We start from the raw sequence: 18,262 nt of genomic DNA, 5'->3' as shown, positions 1-18,262 counted from the left end.
GAAGTTTGCCGCATCCGCGACGGCGAAATCCGGGTCTGGGGCCGAATCGCGCCGAAGTCCGAAGCCTGATCGGGCCGGGCCGGGCGGCAGGCCGGGATCGGGCGTGTGTGCGAAAAAGGCAGCGAAACCGCAGCCGCCGCATGTCGGTCCGCCGTCCCGGTGTGGCTCAGGGCTGCGCGCTGCGGTCGGCTAAGCCGAAATCCCCGCCACGCCGCAGCGCGGCGAATTGACGGCGCAGGAATGTTTCTGTATCCGGTCAGCAACGGAAATATTGTTGCGAGGGCATCTGCGATGGCCGAGAAGGACAAACCCTGGCTGTTCCGCACCTATGCGGGGCACTCGACCGCGGAAAAATCGAACGAACTGTATCGGGGCAATCTTGCGAAGGGCCAGACCGGCCTCAGCGTTGCCTTCGACCTTCCCACCCAGACCGGCTATGACAGCGACCATGTGCTGGCGCGCGGCGAGGTCGGCAAGGTCGGCGTGCCGGTCTGCCATCTGGGCGACATGCGGGCGCTGTTCGACCAGATCCCGCTGGAGCAGATGAACACCTCGATGACGATCAACGCGACTGCGCCCTGGCTGCTTTCGCTGTATATCGCCGTGGCCGAGGAGCAGGGCGCTGATATCGGCAAGCTGCAGGGCACGGTCCAGAACGACCTGATCAAGGAATACCTGTCGCGCGGCACCTATATCTGCCCGCCCAAGCCCTCATTGGCGATGATTACCGATGTCGCGGCCTACACGCGCGAGCATCTGCCGAAATGGAACCCGATGAATGTCTGTTCCTATCATCTGCAAGAGGCTGGGGCGACGCCGCAGCAGGAACTGGCCTATGCGCTGGCGACCGGCGTCGCGGTGCTGGACGATCTGAAGGGCAAGGTGCCGCAGGCCGATTTCCCGGCGATGGTCGGCCGAATCAGCTTTTTCGTGAATGCCGGCATCCGGTTCGTGACCGAGATGTGCAAGATGCGCGCATTTACCGAGCTGTGGGACGAGATCACGGCCGAGCGATACGGAATCGAGGACCCGAAATTCCGCCGCTTCCGCTATGGCGTGCAGGTCAACAGCCTGGGCCTGACCGAGCAGCAGCCTGAAAACAACGTCTACCGCATCCTGCTCGAGATGCTGGCCGTCACGCTGTCGAAGAACGCGCGGGCGCGGGCCGTGCAGCTGCCGGCCTGGAACGAGGCGCTGGGCCTGCCGCGGCCCTGGGATCAGCAATGGTCCCTGCGGATGCAGCAGATCCTTGCCTACGAGACCGACCTTCTGGAATTTGCTGATCTGTTCGACGGCAACCCCGCCATCGCGGCGAAGGTCGAGGAACTGAAGCAGGGCGCGCGCGACGAGTTGCGCCTGCTGGACGAGATGGGCGGGGCGATCGCCGCCATCGACTACATGAAGTCACGGTTGGTCGAATCGAATGCCGAGCGGCTGAACCGGGTCGAGGCTGGCGAGACCGTCGTGGTGGGCGTCAACCGCTGGCAGCAGGGCGAGCCATCGCCGCTGACAGCGGGGGATGGCGGCATCATGGTGGTCGATCCCGAGCTGGAACAGGATCAGATCGACCGGCTGCGGGCGTGGCGCGACGCGCGCGACGAGGCGGCGGTCGAGGCGGCACTGGCCGCCTTGCGCCAGGCGGCGTCGGAGGGGCGTAACGTGATGCCCTACTCCATCGAGGCGGCCAGGGCGGGCGCCACGACCGGCGAATGGGCCGACGTCATGCGCCAGATCCATGGCGAATATCGCGGCCCGACCGGCGTGTCGGCGAGCCCCTCGAACCGCACCGAAGGGTTGGAAGACATCCGCGAGGCCGTCGATGCGGTCAGCGCAAGGCTGGGCCGGCGGCTGAAATTCGTGGTCGGCAAGCCGGGTCTGGACGGCCATTCCAACGGCGCCGAGCAGATCGCCTTCCGCGCCCGCGACTGCGGCATGGACATCACCTATGAGGGCATCCGCCTGACCCCCGAGCAGATCGTCGCCCGCGCGAAGGAAGACGAGGCGCATGTGGTCGGCCTGTCGATCCTGTCGGGCAGCCACCTGCCGCTGATCGAGGATCTGATGGCGCGGATGCGCGAGGCGGGGCTGGGCCATGTGCCGGTGATCGTGGGCGGCATCATCCCCGATGAGGATGCGCGAAGGCTGCTGGCGATGGGGGTCACGCGGGTTTACACGCCCAAGGATTTCCAGCTGAACACCATCATGATGGACATCGTGGCACTGGTCGAGCCGGGCGCGGCGGCGGCCTGAACCGCATCGGCGATCGGCATGAAAAAAGGGGGCCCGCAGGCCCCCTCTTCCAACTCTGCCAAAAGACAGGGCTTACATCGCCGGCATCAGGACGCCGTCGATGACATGAACGACGCCGTTGCCAGCAGCCAGATCGGCGGCGGTCACTGTGACCGCGTCATTGATCTTGACCATGCCGTCTACGACGGTGAGGTTCAGCTTGCAGTTGCCGACGGTGGTGACTTCGGCTGTGCCGCCACCCTCTTCGACCATGGCGATGACGTCCGCGGCCATGGCCTTGGCGCCCACGGCGTGGCAGCCCAGGATCGCCGTCAGCGTTTCCTTGCTTTCCTCGGCCAGCGCCGCGTCAAGCGCGCCCTCGGGCAGCGCGGCGAAGGCGGCATCGGTCGGGGCGAAGATGGTGAACGGGCCCTCGCCGGACAGCGTTTCGGCCATGCCAGCCTCGACCACGGCAGTCTCGAGCGTGGTGTGGTCGTCGGAACCCACCACGATGTCGACGACAGTCGCGGGCATATCGCCGTGCATGTCGGCGAAGGCAACGGAGCCCATCATGACGGCGCTGGCGGCAAGAGCGGTAAACTTAGCAAAATGCATCGTAATCCTCCTTGGTATTGGACGCAGGTAACACAATTCACGTAAGGTCGGGGACATGAGGTGCAGACGATCACGCCTTCGTGAAAAAATCGCGCGCGATGCGGAGGGCGCCGATGAAAGCGCTGCCCGGAAGGGCGGCGTAAGGGATCGATCATGCGACAATCGGGATGGAAGTCCTTCCCATCGTCGCAAGCCTCCCCGGTCTTTCGCGTCGGCTGTGGGCTTGCCGTTCGGCGTCTCGGCGATGCGGGCCGATTTTCCGCGACGGCCGCGCCGATAGTCCAGTTGCGCGCGGAAAGGCTTGCCGCAAACGCATCGGGCATGTTCAGATGCGTCTTGTCGGGCCTGGCTGCCCTCACTGTCGGCTGGATCAGGCGCGCGCCAAGAAAAGAACGCTCGGGGAGGAGATCACATGAGCCTGAAGACACTTGCGGCCATCGCGGCCGCGGCCACATTCGCTGCCGGTGGCGCCATCGCGCAGGATCGCAGCGACTGGCCCAACAGCCTGACCATCGGCACCGCCAGCCAGGGCGGCACGTACTTCGTCTATGGCAACGGGTTCGCCAGCTATATCACCGAGGCGCTTGGCGTGAATGCCACTGGCGAAGTGACCGGCGGCCCGGTCCAGAACGTCACGCTGGTCGAGACCGGCGATCACCTGATGGGCCTGGTGACAATGGGACCGGCCTATGATGCGTGGATGGGCAAATCCGAACTGGCGCCGGGGCTGGAGCACAAGTCGATCCGCGCGCTCTTTCCGATGTATCAGACGCCCTTCCAGGTGGTCGCGCTGCGGTCGTCGGGCATCACCTCGGTCAGCGATCTGGACGGCAGGCGGGTCAGCGTTGGTCCCGCCGGCGGCACGCCCGGCACGTACTGGCCGCTGTTCATGGAGGCGCTGGAGGTCGACGCGACGGTGTCCTATGCCGGTGCAGCAGACGCCGCGGGACAGTTGCAGGACGGGCTGATCGACGCCTTCGCCTTCGCGGCAGGTGTGCCGATCTCGGCCTTCGCGGAACTGGCTGCCAGTCAGGATGTGGTGATGTTCGGCTTTACCGAGGACGAGTTGCCGAAGATCCTCGAAGCCTATCCGGCCATGGCACCCCTGACCATTCCCGCAGGCACCTACACCGGGCACGACTACGATCAGGAGACGGTGGCGCTGTGGAACTTTGCCGTCGCGCATCAGGACATGCCTGACAGCCTGGCCTACGAGATCACCAAGCTGGCGATGGAGAATCCCGACCGCATGGTGCAGATCCATGCCGCGGCCCGGGAAACACTGCGCGAGAACTGGGACAAGAACAGCTTCATGCCCTACCATCCCGGAGCGGTGCAGTATTTCACCGAAGCGGGTGTGACCATTCCCGACAACCTCAGGTGATCGGCTGACCGCCGACCCCGGCCTGGCGTCCCGTCCCCGCGCATCGCGTGAGGGGCGGGTTCCGGGAAGGGGAAGGCGCGCAGACTTTCCGTCATCCCGGTGAGGAAGCCATGTCCCAGACCTCAGCCCAGCAAGCGCCTGACGGCGCGCTCATCGCCTCTGGTGTCGATGCAGAGATCTTTACCGCAAACCAGCGGATGCCGACGGACAGGCTTGCGCTTGTCGCGTCGATCGCCTGCATCGTCTACACCGTGTTTCATATCGGTGTGATGTATCTCTACCCACTGGAAACCTGGACATATCGCCTGATCCATGTGGGCGGCGGGCTGGCGCTGGGGTTTCTGCTGTTCTCGTCGGGCGTGTTCGGCACGGACGCGGATACCGCGGAGCAGGCGACAGCGCCCGACCGGCGGCGGATGCTGCTCATGGCGCCGGGTGCCGTGGCGGTGACGGTGGCTTTCGCGCAGGTGCTGATATTCTATCTGACCGGGCAAGAGGTCGGACAGGCCGCCGGCAGTGACGACTACACGCTGACCTTCGGGCTGCCCCTGTTGCTGGGTACGGTCTGGCTGATCGTGCTGGGCTGGGTGATGCCGGATCGCAGGCGCGACCGGTTCGACGTGGTGGACCTGTTCCTGGCGCTGGCCGCGATCGCGGCGGCGATGTACATCATCTATCACGCGCCGCTGCTGCGTTTGCGCGCCGGCACTGCGCTGGCGAAACAGGCGGACATGTACGCAGCCTTTGCCGGGGTGATCCTGATCCTCGAGGTGACGCGGCGGCTGGCGGGGCTGGCGCTGGTCATCATTGCCGGGATCTTCGTGCTGTACAGTTTCGTCGGGCCCTGGCTTCCCGGGATCCTGCAGCATCGCGGCTATTCGCTGACCCGGTTCTTCACCTACGTCTATACCGATCAGGGCATTCTGGGCCCGACGACCGCGATTTCATCGACCTATATCATCCTGTTCGTCACCTTCGCCGCGTTCCTGCAGGCAAGTCGGGTGGGCGAGTATTTCGTGAACTTCGCCTTCGCCGCGGCGGGCGGAGCGCGGGGCGGGCCGGCCAAGGTTGCGGTGTTCGGTTCTGGCCTGATGGGCATGATCAACGGCACCAGCGCGGGCAATGTCGTATCGACCGGGTCGCTGACGATTCCACTGATGAAGCGGGTCGGTTACCCAGCCCAGACCGCCGCCGCGATCGAGGCGGCCGCCTCGTCCGGTGGGCAGATCCTGCCGCCGATCATGGGCGCCGGCGCCTTCATCATGGCCGAGATCACCGGCATCCCCTATACCGAGATCGTCGTGGCGGCGATCATTCCGGCGATGCTGTATTTCGCGTCGATCTATTTCATGGTCGATCTGTCCGCACAGAAGTTCGGCATGAAGGGCCTTCCGCGAGAGGAATTGCCGCAATTCGCCAAGCTGGCACGGCAGGTCTATCTGTTCCTGCCGATCGTCATCCTCATCGTCTCGCTCTTTGCCGGATACTCGGTCATCCGCGCGGGCATCTACGGCATGGCCTCGGCGGCGGTCGTCAGCTGGCTGACGCCCTATCCCATGGGGCTGCGCAAGATCCTTTACGCCTTCGAGATCGCGGCGAAGATGACGCTGCAACTGGTCGCGGTCTGTGCCGCCGCGGGGATCATCGTGGGCGTCATCGCCCTGACCGGGATCGGCACAAGGTTCTCGTCGATGCTGCTGGGGCTGGCCGGCCAGAACCAGCTGATCGCCCTGTTCTTCGCCATGATCGTGTCGATCATCCTGGGCATGGGGATGCCGACGACCGCGGCCTATGCGGTCGCGGCAAGCGTGATCGCGCCGGGACTGATCCAGATGGGGATCGAACCGCTGACCGCGCATTTCTTCGTCTTCTACTTTGCGGTCATGTCGGCAATTACCCCGCCCGTGGCGCTTGCCGCCTATGCCGGCGCGGCCATTTCGCAGTCCGACCCGATGAGAACCAGCGTCGAGAGTTTCCGCCTCGGCCTTGCGGCCTTCGTGGTGCCGTTCATGTTCTTCACTTCGCCGGCCATGTTGATGCAGGGCAGCTGGTTCGAGGTCATCCATGTTCTGGTCACTGCGCTGGTGGGGATCTACCTGCTCTCTGCGTCGGTGCAGGGTTGGTATTTCGGCCGTCTGGGCTGGCCGCTGCGGATCCTGCTGATGGCGGCGGCGCTGTCGATGATCGCGGCGGGCTGGCTGACCGACGCGATCGGGCTATCGACCGGCATTCTCGTCTGGCTGCTGCAAAAGCGCTTCATCGGGCCGCAAAACCTGGCCCGCGGCATGGACTGAGCCTTGCCTGCGCGATGACGACGCGGGCGTATCGGGTGATCTGGACGCCGGGCTTGCCGCTTGCCACACCGACCAGGCCCTTGTGGCCGCAAGCGACGGGGATGAGGATCCTGGCGTTCCTGGTCGGTCTTGTGCGCGGATGGTCAGGCGGGAGCGATCAAACCGAGCGCGACGAAGAGGGCGAGGAACGCGGTTTCGGCCGCAAGCAGCCCGACCGCCGGCAGGCCGACATTCAGGATCCGCTGCGGCACCGTGCGCAGGCCGACCGCCGCGATCGCCGCCAGAAGCGCCCAGCCGGACGCCGCCGAGGCGGGCGCGGTGACGAAGGCGGGCAGCAGGCCGAGCGAATTGAGGACGGCAAGGATCACGAATCCCGCCACGAAAAGCGGCACCAGCGGCGGGCGCTTGCCGGAGAGACCAGGCTCGGTCACGCGCAGGCGGATGATGAGGCCCGCGACCACGACGATCGGGGCGAGCATCAGCACGCGCAGCAGCTTGACCATCGTGGCCGTCACGCCCGCGTCGTCGGAAATCGAGTAGCCCGCGCCCACCACCTGCGCCACGTCGTGGATCGTGGCGCCGATGAATATGCCGGCCTGCCGGTCACCCCATCCGAGGCTTGAAACGATAACCGGATAGATCACCATGGCGAGCGTCGACATGACCGTGACGCCGACGACCGTGAAGACGAGTCGTTCGTCCGACCGCTTGTCCCTTGGCAGGATCGCGGCGATGGCCATGGCCGCCGACGCGCCGCAGATCGCCACCGCGCCCGCCGACAGAAACGCGAAGCGGTACCGGAAACCGAAGACCCGCGACACGGCGAGGCCAAAGCCGATTGTCGCAAGCACACCGGCGACGACAAGCGCCACGACACCCCAGCCAAGCGATCCGACGACCTCGGCGCTGATACGGACGCCGAGCAGCGCCACGCCGATCCTGAGCAATGTGCTGGCGCCGAACTCGATCCCCGGGCGCGCGGTCTCGTCGGCGGACAGGAAATTGAGTGCGATGCCGGAAAGCAGGGCCAGGAGCATCGCGGGCGCACCGTAATGCTCGGCCACGAACCGGCTGGCAAAGGCGATGATGAAGACGATCAGCAGGCCCGGCAGCAGCGGTTTCGCCCTTTGCAGCGGTCCAGGCCTGGGCGCGGATTGAACGGTTTCAGTCATGTCCTGCCGCCATGGTCCGTGCCTCTTCCATATAGATTGTCGGGACGGCGATGCCGTGCGTTGTGGCCTCGGCGATCCGCTTTGCCCGCCGGGCGCCGGGAAGGCGCGCGCCCTGGGTTTCGGCGATCGCGCTCAAGAGCGGCTCCAGCCTTTCGCAGAAACCCTCGCCCGGTCGGAGGGCAATGAGACATTGACCTGTGCCGGGCGGATTGCCTTCGCCGGAGAAGAAGGAACCCGCATCGCGACTCGGGTTCGCGCCGGTCAGCGTCGCGGCTGTGACACGCCCCTTCTCGGTGCAGCAGATCTGGTCTACCAGCGCGTCGTCGGCCCTGTCGATGGTCATTTCCAGGCGCAGGATGCCTGACATGTCCATGTCCACATGTTCGGACATGGTCCGCACCATGCGCGGGTTCGCCGTGATCGTGATGCCTGCGCTTTCGATCTGCACGATCGCCTCGCCATCGGCGGCCAGAGGATCGGACACCTCGCGCATGTCAAGCGTTTCGACGCCGGTATGGACGAGAGCCCTTGTCGCGCGGTGCCCCCCTTCTACCATCGGCACCTGATCTGCCGCGCAGTCCGAGGCCGGCGCGCACAGGAACAGAAGGACCGAGCGGTCGAAATCCCAGCCGAGGATGACGGTCTGGTCGCGATGGTTCCATTGCAGTGATCGATCCCCTTGATCGAACAGCATGGCGCCGTCGCCGACGGCGCGGCCCGCACGACGATCTGCAAGATCGCGGCCCAAGGACTGGACGGCGCGCAGGATCACGAGGCTGAATCCGATTGGCACCGCGATCAGGAACCAGACCCGGCTGATCCGCAGACCGTCGGTCACCGAGCCGAATTTCCACGCGACGTGGACGGTCGCCATCGCGTGGACGACCGCCACCACCGCCACGGCGAACATCACCAGGTCGCCGAAGACGCAGAGCAGCGCCTTCATGCGCGGCCGCGGATAATGGAGGATCGCGTCGATGCGGATGTGACCCCGCTCGTGCATCGTCGCCGCCGCGGCGATCCGGGCGAGATGCATGAGGGAACAACGGACGCTCCCGTCCCCCAGATCGAGGAGCAGGACAGGGCGTCCCATGTCAGCACCTTGATGAACATCGTCACGGCCAGGATCACGAGAAAGGCGATTGACGCCCTCTCCGCGGCGTCCCGGTTCAGGTCCTGCACGACGCGATTGATCGCGTTCCCCGGTTGGCTGGAGGATCTGCTGCCTCGGCCGGTCGAACGTCTCTGCTGCGGGTCTGTGCGATGGCGAGGGCGCGGACGATGGGGCTGGCGACTCCGTCCGATATCTCGGTGAGGGGGTTCGACGATATCGAGATCGCATGGGTGATTGACCCGGAATTGGCCACGATGCATGTGCCCCACCGCGAGATGGGCCGTGTGGCCGCGCGCTGCCTCATCGCGCGATCGCTGATCCGCACTGCTTTGCACCCATAGCGACTGCCCGCTTGCGAGCCATCGCGACCCGCCTGACCGCATATCGTCAGGCAGGCAACAAAGCGTGGCTTCGACGGGCCCGGGGCTTCGAGCATGCCGCCATGCCTGTGGTCGGCTTCCCGCCCATTCCATGGGCCGTGCCGCGACGGCGCGTGAAAACCGACAATCCCCAGCGAACAGGCTGGCGGTTCCGCAAGGCTGACCCTGCTCTCTGGCGGTTCTCGAAACGAAAGAACGCCGCCCCAGGGGGCGACGTTCCGCGTTTCGTGGCCGGGGTGAATCAGAAGCCGAGGCCGGCGTATTTGTTCTTGAACTTCGACACGCGGCCGCCGGCATCCATCAGGCGGGCAGAGCCGCCGGTCCAGGCCGGGTGCGTGGTCGGGTCGATGTCAAGCGACATGGAATCGCCCTCCGAACCCCAGGTCGAGCGGGTCTGGTAGAGCGTCCCGTCCGTCATCTTGACTTCGATCAGGTGATAGTCGGGATGGATATCTTTTTTCATCTCGTGACCTCGTCTCAGGCTTTCGCGTCGGATTTGGGGCGATAGTTTGTCTTCTCGGCGATACGGGCCGATTTGCCGCGGCGGTCGCGCAGGTAATACAACTTGGCGCGGCGAACCTTGCCGCGACGCACGACCTCGATCGAATCGATGTTGGTCGCGTAAAGCGGGAACACTCGTTCCACACCCTCACCGAAGCTGATCTTGCGAACGGTGAAGCTGGCGCTGATGCCGCTGCCGCCCTTGCGCGCGATGCACACGCCTTCATAGTTCTGGACGCGGGTCCGTGCACCCTCGGTCACCTTGTAACCGACGCGGATCGTGTCGCCGGCCTTGAAGTCCGGGATGGTCTTGCCAAGCTCTGCGATCTGCTCGGCTTCGAGTTCTGCGATCAAGTTCATCGCTTCGTTTCCTTGTCATGCTCGCGGTGATTCCGCGATTGGTCTGATGCGCCCGAGAGCTGTCGGTCCTTTGCCGGGTCCATGTCCGAAGGTTCGGTCCATGCCCGCCACAGGTCGGGGCGGCGTTCCTTGGTCAGCCTTTCGGCTTCCTTCGCCCTCCAAGCGGCAATGGCCGCGTGATTGCCCGACAACAGGATATCGGGGATCTCGCGGCCTTCCCACCGGGCGGGCTTCGTGTACTGGGGGGCTTCCAGCAGGCCCCGATTGCCGACAGAAAAGGATTCCTCGGCCAGAGAGTCCTGATTCCCCAGCACGCGGGGTATAAGCCGGACCGTCGCATCGATCAAGACCTGAGCCGCGATTTCGCCGCCGGTCAGGACATAGTCGCCGATGCTGATTTCCTCGATGTCATGGGCGTCCAGAACGCGCTGGTCGATGCCCTCGAACCGGCCGCAGATCAGCGTGGCGCCGGGACCCTCGGCCAGTTGCCGGGCGCGCGCCTGGGTCAGCGGCCGGCCGCGCGGCGACATGTAGATGACCGGCAGGTCGGACCCTGCCGCGTGCAGCGCCGCATCCATCACATCGGCGCGGATCACCATGCCGGCACCGCCGCCGGCGGGCGTGTCATCCACATTGCGGTGCCGGCCGATGCCGAAATCCCGCAACGCGACCGTGCGCAGGTTCCACAGCCCCTCGGCCAGCGCCTTGCCGGTCAGGGACAGGCCGAGGATGCCGGGAAACGCATCTGGAAACAGGGTCACCACATTCGCGGTCCAGGCGCCCTGCACCTGGGGTTCGGCCATCAACTCGCGCGGGCGCAGGCTGGGCCGGATCGCCAGCCGTCCATGAGATTTCGGCGCCTCGCTCATTCGTCGCTGTCCGGCGGGTCGGCGACGATCCGGCGCGCTGCCAGATCGACCGTCGGCACGACGGCTCGGGTAAAGGGCAGCAGCAGCAGATCCTTTCCCGTGACCTCCAGAATGTCGCCGGCTCCGTGATCGTAGATGGCGCGGACGCGGCCCAGCACCTGTCCGCCGGTATCCACGACCTCGAGCCCGATCAGGTCGGCGTGATAGAACTCGTCATCAGGCAGGGATGGCAGCGCCGCGCGGGGCGCCCAAAGGGTAGTGCCCTTCAAGGCCTCGGCGTCGTCCCGCGTCGAGACGCCGGACAGCCGCGCGCCAAGGCCGCCGGTGACGGGCCGCGTCAGCCGGATGGTGAAGCTGCGCGTGCCGTCTTCGGTTGTCAGCGGGCCATATCCCGCGATATCGGCGGGTTCGCTGCAAAAGCTTTTCAGTCGCACCTCGCCCTGGACCCCGAAGGCCCCGGCGATCGCGCCGACGCAGATACGATCCGTGTTCATGGCCCCCCCCCCGATGCGACCGTGGCCGGCGGAACGACCCGCCGGCCGGTTGTTCGTGCCTATTCGGCGGCCTCTTCGGCAGGGGCGGCGGCTTTTGCGGCTTTTTCCGCGGCGCGCTTCGTGGCCTTGGCGCCGGGTTCGGCCTTCTTCATGTTCTTGCGCTCGGCCTTGTCACGCACGCCGGCGGCTTCCATGAAGCGGGCGACACGGTCGGTCGGCTGCGCGCCCTGGCTCAGCCAGTGCTGGACGCGTTCGATGTCCATCTTCACGCGATCTTCCGAATCCTTGGGAAGAAGCGGGTTGTAGGTGCCCAGCTTCTCGAGGAAGCGGCCGTCGCGCGGCATGCGCGAATCGGTGGCGACGATGGCATAATGGGGGCGCTTCTTCGAACCACCACGGGCAAGACGGATCTTCATGGCCATTTGGGTTTCTCCTTTGAAATGGCGGGTCTGGCGACAGTGTCGCCTTACGATTGGAAGGTTTCGTGATGCCGGATCACTTCGGCGATCACGAAGGTGAGGAATTTGCGCGCGAATTCCGGGTCGAGGTCGGCCTCGCGCGCGAGGCGTTCCAGCCGCTCGATCTGTTGCGCCTCGCGGGCGGGATCGGACGGAGGAAGGTCGTGGTCGGCCTTGAGGCGGCCGACGGATTGGGTGTGCTTGAACCTTTCGGCCAGCGTATAGACAAGGATCGCGTCCAGCCGGTCGATGCTGGCGCGGTGTTCCCTCAGCAGTTCCGCCGCACGGGCTGCAGGATCGGTCATGCCGGCACCGGCATGATCGGGACGGAATCGATATCGCGCGCCACAGCGCCGGCAAGGAAAGCCGCATGGCTGTCCAGATCACCCGCCTCGGGCGCGCGCAGCGCCAGAAGCGGGGAGGACAGCACGAGGGTGCGCGGTTGAAGAAAAGCGGGCGCCGTCATGGTCACTTCTTGCCGAACAGACCCGAAAGGCCGCCGGGCAGGCCGGCCTTGCCCAGATCGCCGCCCAGCCCCCTCGGATCCTGCAGCATCTTGGTGGCCTCGGCCATCTTGGCGGGATCGACATCGCCCATGTCGGGCAGCCCGCCGCCCTTTCCCGTCATCGCGCGCATCGCCTGTTTCAGCATGCCACCCTTGCCCATCTTGCCAAGCTTCTTCATCGTGTCAGCCATCTGTCGCTGCATCTTCAGCAGACGGTTCAGCTCGGCGACATCCAGACCGGCGCCGGTTGCGATGCGTTTCTTGCGGCTCGCCTGAAGAATGGCGGGGTTGGCGCGTTCCTTCTTGGTCATCGAGTTGATGAGCGCGACCTGGCGGCGGATGGCGGAGTCGTCCATGCCGGCGGCCTCGACCTGCTTGGCCATCTTCTGCATGCCGGGCATCATCCCCATGATCGACTGCATGCCGCCCATCTTCTGCATCTGTTCCAGCTGACCCTTCAGGTCGTTCATGTTGAACAGACCCTTCTGGAACCGCTTCATCATGCGTTCGGCCTGCTCGACCTCCAGCACTTCCTGCGCCTTTTCGACCAGCGCGACGATATCGCCCATGCCGAGGATGCGGCCCGCGATGCGCTGCGCGTCAAAGGCCTCCAGCGCATCCATCTTTTCGCCCAGGCCGACGAAGCGGATCGGCTTGCCGGTGACGGCGCGCATCGACAGCGCCGCGCCGCCGCGCCCGTCGCCGTCCATCCGGGTCAGCACGACGCCAGTAACCCCGACCTTGCCGTCGAATTCGGTGGCCACGTTCACCGCGTCCTGACCGGTCAGGCCGTCGACGACCAGCAGGATCTCGCGCGGGTTGGCGATGTCGCGGACCGCCTGCACCTCATCCATCAGCACCTGGTCGATATGCAGACGGCCGGCGGTGTCCAGCATATAGACGTCATAGCCGCCAAGCCCGGCCTGCTGTTTCGCCCGCTGTGCGATCTGGGTCGCGGTCTGACCCGGCACGATCGGCAGCGTATCGACGCCGATCTGCTGGCCCAGGATCGCCAGCTGCTCCATCGCGGCCGGGCGGTTGGTGTCCAGCGACGCCATCAGCACGCGCTTCTTTTCACGATCCTTCAGGCGCTTGGCCAGCTTTGCTGTGGTGGTGGTCTTGCCCGAGCCTTGCAGGCCGACCATCAGAATCGGGGCAGGCGGGTTGTCGATGCGAAGCGCCTCGGGCTCTTCCTCGCCCTGCAGGACCTTGATCAGTTCGTCATGGACGATCTTGACGACCTGCTGGCCCGGCGTCACCGATTTGGTGACCGCCGCGCCTGTGGCTTTCTGCGTGATCGACTTGACGAAGCTGCGTGCGACCGGAAGCGAGACATCGGCCTCCAGCAACGCGACCCGCACCTCGCGCATGGCGGCGGCGACGTCATCCTCGGACAGCGCACCCTGCTTGGTCAGCCGGTCGAAGACGCCGCCAAGCCGGTCTGACAGGTTCTCGAACATCGCGGGCCTCCTGCGGTCCAAAACAGTCTTGCCCCCGTGGGCGCAACGCGCTGACGGGGGGCGATCCCCGCACCATGCGGGGACCGGAAGGGACGTCCTTCCGGGAATTCGATGCCGGGATAGGCAAAAACGGCCCGCGAGTCAACGCAGGCCGTTCGCCGTGGCGACAGGGCGGCTCAGGCGGCGATGCTGTCCAGCGCTTCCTGCGCGCGGGCAAGCCCCGCCTCGCGGTCCATCGCCAGGCGGTCGGCGGCCACGAAGGTCACATCGGTGATGCCGAGGAAGCCCAGAATGTGGCGCAGATAGCCCGACGCGAAGTCCAGGTCAGAGCCGATCGGCGTGCCCGCCGAGGAATACGCGATGATCGCGCGCTTGCCCTTCAGCAGGCCCTGGGGACCGTTTTCAGTGTAGCGAAAGCTGATACCTGCGCGGGCGATCTGGTCCAGCCAGTTCTTGAGTTGCGCGGACAGGGTGAAGTTATAGATCGGAGAGCCGATCACCAGCACATCGGCGTCCTGCACCTCGGCCAGATAGGCGTCGGAGGTGGCGATCAGTTCCTGTTGGGCGGGGGACGGATTCTCGGGCGCCATCCGGACGGCGTGGAACCAGTCGGTGTCGATGGCCGGCACGCCTTCGTTCAGATCGCGATAGGTCAGGGCGGCGTCGGGGTTGGCCGCGACCAGCTTGGCCACGATATCGGCGGTCAGCTTGCGCGAGACCGATGCCTCGCCGGTAATTGCGCTGTCGATATGAAGAATGTTCATCTCGTTCGTCCTTTGCGGGGGTGTTCGTCACGGTCGCATCTATGACTTTGCAATTGTGAACGAAAGGGCGATAAACGCGCATGGTCTGTGCGGGGATGCACATTATGGTCGGCAACTGGGACGATATACGGGTGGCGCTTGCGGTCGCACGAACCGGCACCGTCAGCGCGGCGGCCGAGGCACTGGGCGTCCACCACGCGACGGTGATCCGCCGGATCGACGCGCTGGAGGCGCAGTTGCAAAGCCGCCTTTTCCAGCGCCACCCGCGCGGCTACGCCCTGACCGATGCCGGCCATGCGCTGCTGAAGGCGGCGACCGAGGCCGATGAACGATTCGCGCAGATGGCCGCGCAGATCGCCGGAGCGGGCGATCGGATCGAGGGCGATCTGGTCATCACCTCGCTGCCGCAGTTTGCGGGCATGGTCATGCCAGCGCTGATCGGCCTGATGCGCCTTCATCCGGGGCTGCGGCTGCGCTACGTCACCGATGCCCGCCTGTTCCGGCTGGACGCGGGCGAGGCGCATGTGGCGATCCGAGCCGGCGCACGGCCGACCGAGCCGGACTATGTGATCCGCCCGATGGGCACGGCACGGCAATCACTGTTCGCGGCGCGGGCCTATCTGGACGCGCACGGTCCGGTCACCGACATCGCGGCGCATCTGTTCGCGCTGCCCGGACCAGAGGCGAAGGGATCGCCGGTGATGCGCTGGCTGACCGAGCGGGTTCCAGCGGCCAATCTGGTGATGATCAGCAATGACCCCGAGGCGCGCGAAGCGGTGATCCGGGCCGGGCTGGCGATCGGAATGCTGGCGCCCGACCGGGCCAAGGGGCTGGTCGAGGTGATGTGCCTGCCCGAATGGGATTCGCGGCTGTGGCTGGTGACCCATGTCGATCTGCACCGCACGCCCAAGGTGCAGGCGGCGCTGGCGGCGCTGCGCGGGAGCGACACGCGCGCCCTGTGACCCATCAAGGCGCGCCCTTGCGCCACACGGGCGGAATGTGTCGCCCGATGCGGGCGCCCGCGATGGCCGCGCGGATGCCATGTTGCGGTCGTTCGGCGGCTTCCATCAGCCGGCGGCTTGCACCAGAATGTTGCTCAAGGAGGATTCCATGACAGACACCCATCCGATCAGCCGCTTTCCGGTTCCCGACCTCGCCTCTCTGCCCGACGATATCCGTCAGGCCATCGAGGCGGTGGCCGAAAAGTCGGGTTTCGTTCCGAATGTCTTTCTGGCGCTGGCGCACCGGCCGGCCGAGTTCCGCGCCTTCTTCGCCTATCACGATGCGCTGATGGACAAGGACGCGGGGCTGTCCAAGGCCGAACGCGAATTGATCGTGGTCGCCACCAGCGGCCTGAACCAGTGCCAGTATTGCGTCGTGGCGCATGGCGCGATCCTGCGCATCCGGGCCCGCAACCCGCTGATCGCGGATCAGGTGGCGGTGAACTGGCGCAAGGCCGATCTGTCGGGGCGGGAACGGGCCATGCTGGCCTATGCCGAGAAAGTCGCGCTGAACGCCCAGCAGATCGACGACAGCGATCACGACGCGCTGCACAAGGCCGGCTTCACGCCGGACGAGGTCTGGGACATCGGCGCGATCGCCGCGTTCTTTGGCATGTCCAACCGACTCGTGAACGCCGGAGATATCCGACCAAACGACGAGTTCTACCTGCTGGGACGTGCGTGAAGCCGGCCCGGTCGCCGCTTGCGCCGGGCCCGGCGTCAACCATCGCGGCCCGGATGGAGGCGGGCGACTGGGCGCAGCTCGTGCTGCTGTCGCTGTTGTGGGGTGGGTCGTTCTTCCTGATCGCGATCGCCGTCACCGGGCTTCCGGTGCTGACCATCGTGGCGGCAAGGGTGTCGATCGCGGCGCTTGTCCTGTGGGTGATCGTCGCCGCGACCGGGCGGGCGGTGCCGCGCATGCCATCGGTATGGCTGGCCTTTCTGGGCATGGGGATGCTGAACAACGCCATTCCATTCGGGCTGATCGTCTGGGCACAGACCGCGATTCCGGCGGGCCTGGCCTCGATCCTGAACGCGACCACGCCGCTGTGGACGGTTCTGGTCACTGCCGCCCTGCTCAGCGACGAACGGGCCAGCCTGCGCAAGCTGACCGGCGTGGCCCTGGGCCTTGGCGGGGTCGCCGTGATGATCGGGCTGGACACGCTGGCCGGGTTGGGGCACGCGATCTGGCCGCAGCTGGCGATACTGGGCGCAGCGATTTCCTATGCCTTTGCCAACACGTTCGGGCGCAGGTTCCAGCGCATGGGCGTTGACCCGGTGGTGACGGCGGCGGGCATGGTCAGCGGGTCCAGCGTCGTGCTGGTGCCGCTGGCTCTGGCCATGGACGGAATCCCGGGCACCGATGTCCCGACGCATGTCTGGCAGGCTGTGATCGTGCTGGGCGTGGTCTGCACCGGGCTGGCCTATGTTCTTTATTTCCGCGTGCTGGGCCGGTCCGGCGCGACGAATATCTCGCTGGTCACCTTTCTTGTGCCGGTTTCGGCGATCCTGCTGGGCTGGATGTTCCTGGGCGAAACGCTGGGGCTGGCACCTCTTCTGGGCATGGCACTGATCGCGGCCGGGCTGGCGCTGATCGACGGCCGGCTGTTGCGGGCCGCCCGATGACGCGGATGGCGCGATGACGCGGATGGCGCGATGACCGTGGCGGGCACGCGGATCGAGCGGCACGAGGCGCTGCGCGGCCATGCCGCGATGCTGCTGTTTTCGGGGCTGGTCGCGGGATCGTTCTCGCTGGGATCGCGCGCCGCGAACCTGATCGATCCGGCCGCGATCAGTGCGGCGCGCTTCGTGATTGCGTCCGGCGTGATCGGAGGCGTGGCCCTGGCAGGAAGGGGTATCCCCGCGGCGATGTTCCGCGCGCCCTGGCGCTATCTTTTGCTGGGCGGGGTCTTCGCCAGCTACTTCGTGCTGATGTTCGAGGGGCTGAAGACCGCTGCGCCCGTATCGGCCGCGGCTGTCTTCACGCTGACGCCGCTGATGGCGGCGGGCTTCGGCTGGCTGCTGATGCGGCAGCGGATGACCGGGCAGATCGCCGCGGCGCTGATGCTGGGGGCCGCCGGGGCGCTGTGGGTGATCTTTCGCGGCGATCTGGTGGCGATGGCGCGGCTGCAGATCGGGCGCGGCGAGCTGATCTATCTGGCGGGTTGCGCCGCCCATGCGCTGTATATCCCGATGGTCCGCAAGCTCAATCGCGGCGAAAGCCCGCTGATCTTCACCTTCGGCACGCTTGTCGCCGGCGCGGTCTTGCTGATGTTGTGGGGAGCGCCTGCGATCCGGGCGACCGATTGGGCGCATCTGCCGGCGATCGTCTGGATCACGCTGATCTATATCGCGGTCTTCGCCAGCGCGGTGACCTTCGTTCTGGTGCAGTTCGCCTCGTTGCGGCTGCCGGCGGCGAAGGTGATGGCCTATACCTATCTGACCCCGGTCTGGGTGATCGCCCTCGAAGCCCTGCTGGGACAGGCCCTGCCCGGGGCGATCGTGCTGCCCGGAATCGTCGCGACGCTGGCCGCGCTGGCGCTACTGTTGCAGGTGGATCGCTAGGCCGGCACAACTTGCGCGCTTCTTTGCGCTGGCCTGCTTTTCTTCGCCTCACGGCCTCGCTAGGGTCCCGGCCAGGCAGGACGTGCAAGGGGCAGGC

The 18,262-nt window shown here is 66.0% G+C and carries 20 protein-coding genes; 8 read left to right on the top strand and 12 right to left on the bottom strand.

All coding sequences use genetic code 11. The annotated features are described in order from the left end of the window. The first annotated feature begins 291 nt into the window (after positions 1-291). Positions 292-2,250, top strand: a complete 1,959-nt coding sequence (locus L1965_RS04165) for a protein meaA (RefSeq protein ID WP_235755154.1) — start codon at positions 292-294, stop codon at positions 2,248-2,250. Between the two features lie 72 nt (positions 2,251-2,322). On the opposite strand, the gene L1965_RS04160 is transcribed toward L1965_RS04165, so the two are convergent. Further along, on the bottom strand, positions 2,323-2,844 hold the full coding sequence (locus L1965_RS04160) for a fasciclin domain-containing protein (RefSeq protein WP_235755153.1): 522 nt from the start codon (positions 2,842-2,844) through the stop codon (positions 2,323-2,325). A gap of 412 nt (positions 2,845-3,256) precedes the next feature. Here L1965_RS04160 and L1965_RS04155 point away from each other — a divergent pair, with 412 nt between their 5' ends. After that, positions 3,257-4,228 (top strand): TAXI family TRAP transporter solute-binding subunit, encoded by a 972-nt coding sequence (locus L1965_RS04155; protein ID WP_235755152.1) that lies wholly within the window; start codon positions 3,257-3,259, stop codon positions 4,226-4,228. A gap of 110 nt (positions 4,229-4,338) precedes the next feature. Continuing rightward, a complete protein-coding gene (locus tag L1965_RS04150) occupies positions 4,339-6,522 on the top strand; it encodes a TRAP transporter permease (RefSeq protein ID WP_235755151.1) in 2,184 nt (727 codons plus the stop codon). 143 nt (positions 6,523-6,665) lie between these two features. On the opposite strand, the gene L1965_RS04145 is transcribed toward L1965_RS04150, so the two are convergent. Together L1965_RS04145 and L1965_RS16105 are read right to left on the bottom strand one after the other, a co-directional pair. Continuing rightward, positions 6,666-7,694 carry a YeiH family protein gene (locus L1965_RS04145; RefSeq protein ID WP_235755150.1) on the bottom strand — a complete coding sequence of 343 codons (1,029 nt, stop codon included), beginning with the start codon at positions 7,692-7,694 and terminating at the stop codon, positions 6,666-6,668. Next, on the bottom strand, positions 7,687-8,787 hold the full coding sequence (locus L1965_RS16105; RefSeq protein ID WP_338421464.1) for a TRAP transporter small permease subunit: 1,101 nt from the start codon (positions 8,785-8,787) through the stop codon (positions 7,687-7,689). Before L1965_RS16105 ends, L1965_RS04145 begins: the two co-directional genes overlap by 8 nt. Before the next feature lie 170 nt (positions 8,788-8,957). Here L1965_RS16105 and L1965_RS04130 point away from each other — a divergent pair, with 170 nt between their 5' ends. Then, positions 8,958-9,149, top strand: coding sequence for a substrate-binding domain-containing protein (locus tag L1965_RS04130; RefSeq protein WP_277882935.1), 192 nt, complete (start codon positions 8,958-8,960; stop codon positions 9,147-9,149). A 280-nt stretch (positions 9,150-9,429) separates the two neighbouring features. Here the strand turns inward: L1965_RS04130 and rpmE are convergent, their stop codons facing one another. From rpmE to L1965_RS04085, 9 genes are all read right to left on the bottom strand, one after another. Then, complete coding sequence (gene rpmE, locus L1965_RS04125; RefSeq protein WP_235755148.1) at positions 9,430-9,651, bottom strand: 50S ribosomal protein L31; 222 nt, start codon at positions 9,649-9,651, stop codon at positions 9,430-9,432. 14 nt (positions 9,652-9,665) lie between these two features. Next, positions 9,666-10,049 carry a 50S ribosomal protein L19 gene (rplS, locus tag L1965_RS04120; protein ID WP_235755147.1) on the bottom strand — a complete coding sequence of 128 codons (384 nt, stop codon included), beginning with the start codon at positions 10,047-10,049 and terminating at the stop codon, positions 9,666-9,668. Continuing rightward, the gene (trmD, locus tag L1965_RS04115) at positions 10,046-10,918 is read right to left on the bottom strand and encodes a tRNA (guanosine(37)-N1)-methyltransferase TrmD (protein WP_235755146.1); all 873 of its coding nucleotides are present in this window, start codon (positions 10,916-10,918) and stop codon (positions 10,046-10,048) included. The genes rplS and trmD overlap by 4 nt, the downstream gene beginning before the upstream one ends. Next, positions 10,915-11,412, bottom strand: a complete 498-nt coding sequence (gene rimM / locus L1965_RS04110; RefSeq protein ID WP_235755145.1) for a ribosome maturation factor RimM — start codon at positions 11,410-11,412, stop codon at positions 10,915-10,917. The genes trmD and rimM overlap by 4 nt, the downstream gene beginning before the upstream one ends. A 59-nt stretch (positions 11,413-11,471) precedes the next feature. Continuing rightward, entirely contained in the window at positions 11,472-11,834 is a 363-nt protein-coding gene (gene rpsP, locus L1965_RS04105; protein WP_235755144.1) for a 30S ribosomal protein S16, read from the bottom strand. A gap of 44 nt (positions 11,835-11,878) precedes the next feature. Continuing rightward, the gene (locus L1965_RS04100; protein ID WP_235755143.1) at positions 11,879-12,175 is read right to left on the bottom strand and encodes a chorismate mutase; all 297 of its coding nucleotides are present in this window, start codon (positions 12,173-12,175) and stop codon (positions 11,879-11,881) included. After that, on the bottom strand, positions 12,172-12,336 hold the full coding sequence (locus tag L1965_RS04095) for a hypothetical protein (protein ID WP_235755142.1): 165 nt from the start codon (positions 12,334-12,336) through the stop codon (positions 12,172-12,174). Before L1965_RS04095 ends, L1965_RS04100 begins: the two co-directional genes overlap by 4 nt. A 2-nt stretch (positions 12,337-12,338) precedes the next feature. Continuing rightward, positions 12,339-13,835 carry a signal recognition particle protein gene (gene ffh, locus L1965_RS04090; RefSeq protein ID WP_235755141.1) on the bottom strand — a complete coding sequence of 499 codons (1,497 nt, stop codon included), beginning with the start codon at positions 13,833-13,835 and terminating at the stop codon, positions 12,339-12,341. Between the two features lie 176 nt (positions 13,836-14,011). Further along, complete coding sequence (locus L1965_RS04085; RefSeq protein ID WP_235755140.1) at positions 14,012-14,599, bottom strand: FMN-dependent NADH-azoreductase; 588 nt, start codon at positions 14,597-14,599, stop codon at positions 14,012-14,014. A 95-nt stretch (positions 14,600-14,694) separates the two neighbouring features. On the opposite strand from L1965_RS04085, the gene L1965_RS04080 reads away from it, so the two are divergent. From L1965_RS04080 to L1965_RS04065, 4 genes are all read left to right on the top strand, one after another. Further along, entirely contained in the window at positions 14,695-15,561 is an 867-nt protein-coding gene (locus L1965_RS04080) for a LysR family transcriptional regulator (protein WP_235755139.1), read from the top strand. A gap of 148 nt (positions 15,562-15,709) precedes the next feature. After that, positions 15,710-16,285 (top strand): peroxidase-related enzyme, encoded by a 576-nt coding sequence (locus L1965_RS04075; protein WP_235755138.1) that lies wholly within the window; start codon positions 15,710-15,712, stop codon positions 16,283-16,285. Then, the gene (locus L1965_RS04070; RefSeq protein WP_235755137.1) at positions 16,282-17,226 is read left to right on the top strand and encodes a DMT family transporter; all 945 of its coding nucleotides are present in this window, start codon (positions 16,282-16,284) and stop codon (positions 17,224-17,226) included. Before L1965_RS04075 ends, L1965_RS04070 begins: the two co-directional genes overlap by 4 nt. 30 nt (positions 17,227-17,256) lie before the next feature. Beyond that, on the top strand, positions 17,257-18,165 hold the full coding sequence (locus L1965_RS04065) for a DMT family transporter (protein ID WP_235755136.1): 909 nt from the start codon (positions 17,257-17,259) through the stop codon (positions 18,163-18,165). Positions 18,166-18,262: the final 97 nt, after the last annotated feature.

The sequence above is a fragment of the Paracoccus salsus genome (genome assembly GCF_021556615.1).
Classification (GTDB): domain Bacteria; phylum Pseudomonadota; class Alphaproteobacteria; order Rhodobacterales; family Rhodobacteraceae; genus Paracoccus; species Paracoccus salsus.
Note: the sequence above shows the minus strand (reverse complement) of the source record. Positions and strands in the feature narration are given on the sequence as shown.

Bases quoted from the DNA above. Each gene is read 5' to 3' on its own strand.
- L1965_RS16105 (WP_338421464.1), bottom strand. From the start codon at position 8,787: ATGGGACGCCCTGTCCTGCTCCTCGATCTGGGGGACGGGAGCGTCCGT.
- L1965_RS04145 (WP_235755150.1), bottom strand. From the start codon at position 7,694: ATGACTGAAACCGTTCAATCCGCGCCCAGGCCTGGACCGCTGCAAAGG.
- L1965_RS04160 (WP_235755153.1), bottom strand. From the start codon at position 2,844: ATGCATTTTGCTAAGTTTACCGCTCTTGCCGCCAGCGCCGTCATGATG.
- rplS (WP_235755147.1), bottom strand. From the start codon at position 10,049: ATGAACTTGATCGCAGAACTCGAAGCCGAGCAGATCGCAGAGCTTGGC.
- L1965_RS04165 (WP_235755154.1), top strand. From the start codon at position 292: ATGGCCGAGAAGGACAAACCCTGGCTGTTCCGCACCTATGCGGGGCAC.
- L1965_RS04065 (WP_235755136.1), top strand. From the start codon at position 17,257: ATGACCGTGGCGGGCACGCGGATCGAGCGGCACGAGGCGCTGCGCGGC.
- rpsP (WP_235755144.1), bottom strand. From the start codon at position 11,834: ATGGCCATGAAGATCCGTCTTGCCCGTGGTGGTTCGAAGAAGCGCCCC.
- rpmE (WP_235755148.1), bottom strand. From the start codon at position 9,651: ATGAAAAAAGATATCCATCCCGACTATCACCTGATCGAAGTCAAGATG.
- L1965_RS04130 (WP_277882935.1), top strand. From the start codon at position 8,958: ATGGCGAGGGCGCGGACGATGGGGCTGGCGACTCCGTCCGATATCTCG.
- rimM (WP_235755145.1), bottom strand. From the start codon at position 11,412: ATGAACACGGATCGTATCTGCGTCGGCGCGATCGCCGGGGCCTTCGGG.
- L1965_RS04095 (WP_235755142.1), bottom strand. From the start codon at position 12,336: ATGACGGCGCCCGCTTTTCTTCAACCGCGCACCCTCGTGCTGTCCTCC.
- L1965_RS04150 (WP_235755151.1), top strand. From the start codon at position 4,339: ATGTCCCAGACCTCAGCCCAGCAAGCGCCTGACGGCGCGCTCATCGCC.
- ffh (WP_235755141.1), bottom strand. From the start codon at position 13,835: ATGTTCGAGAACCTGTCAGACCGGCTTGGCGGCGTCTTCGACCGGCTG.
- trmD (WP_235755146.1), bottom strand. From the start codon at position 10,918: ATGAGCGAGGCGCCGAAATCTCATGGACGGCTGGCGATCCGGCCCAGC.
- L1965_RS04075 (WP_235755138.1), top strand. From the start codon at position 15,710: ATGACAGACACCCATCCGATCAGCCGCTTTCCGGTTCCCGACCTCGCC.
- L1965_RS04155 (WP_235755152.1), top strand. From the start codon at position 3,257: ATGAGCCTGAAGACACTTGCGGCCATCGCGGCCGCGGCCACATTCGCT.
- L1965_RS04085 (WP_235755140.1), bottom strand. From the start codon at position 14,599: ATGAACATTCTTCATATCGACAGCGCAATTACCGGCGAGGCATCGGTC.
- L1965_RS04080 (WP_235755139.1), top strand. From the start codon at position 14,695: ATGCACATTATGGTCGGCAACTGGGACGATATACGGGTGGCGCTTGCG.
- L1965_RS04100 (WP_235755143.1), bottom strand. From the start codon at position 12,175: ATGACCGATCCTGCAGCCCGTGCGGCGGAACTGCTGAGGGAACACCGC.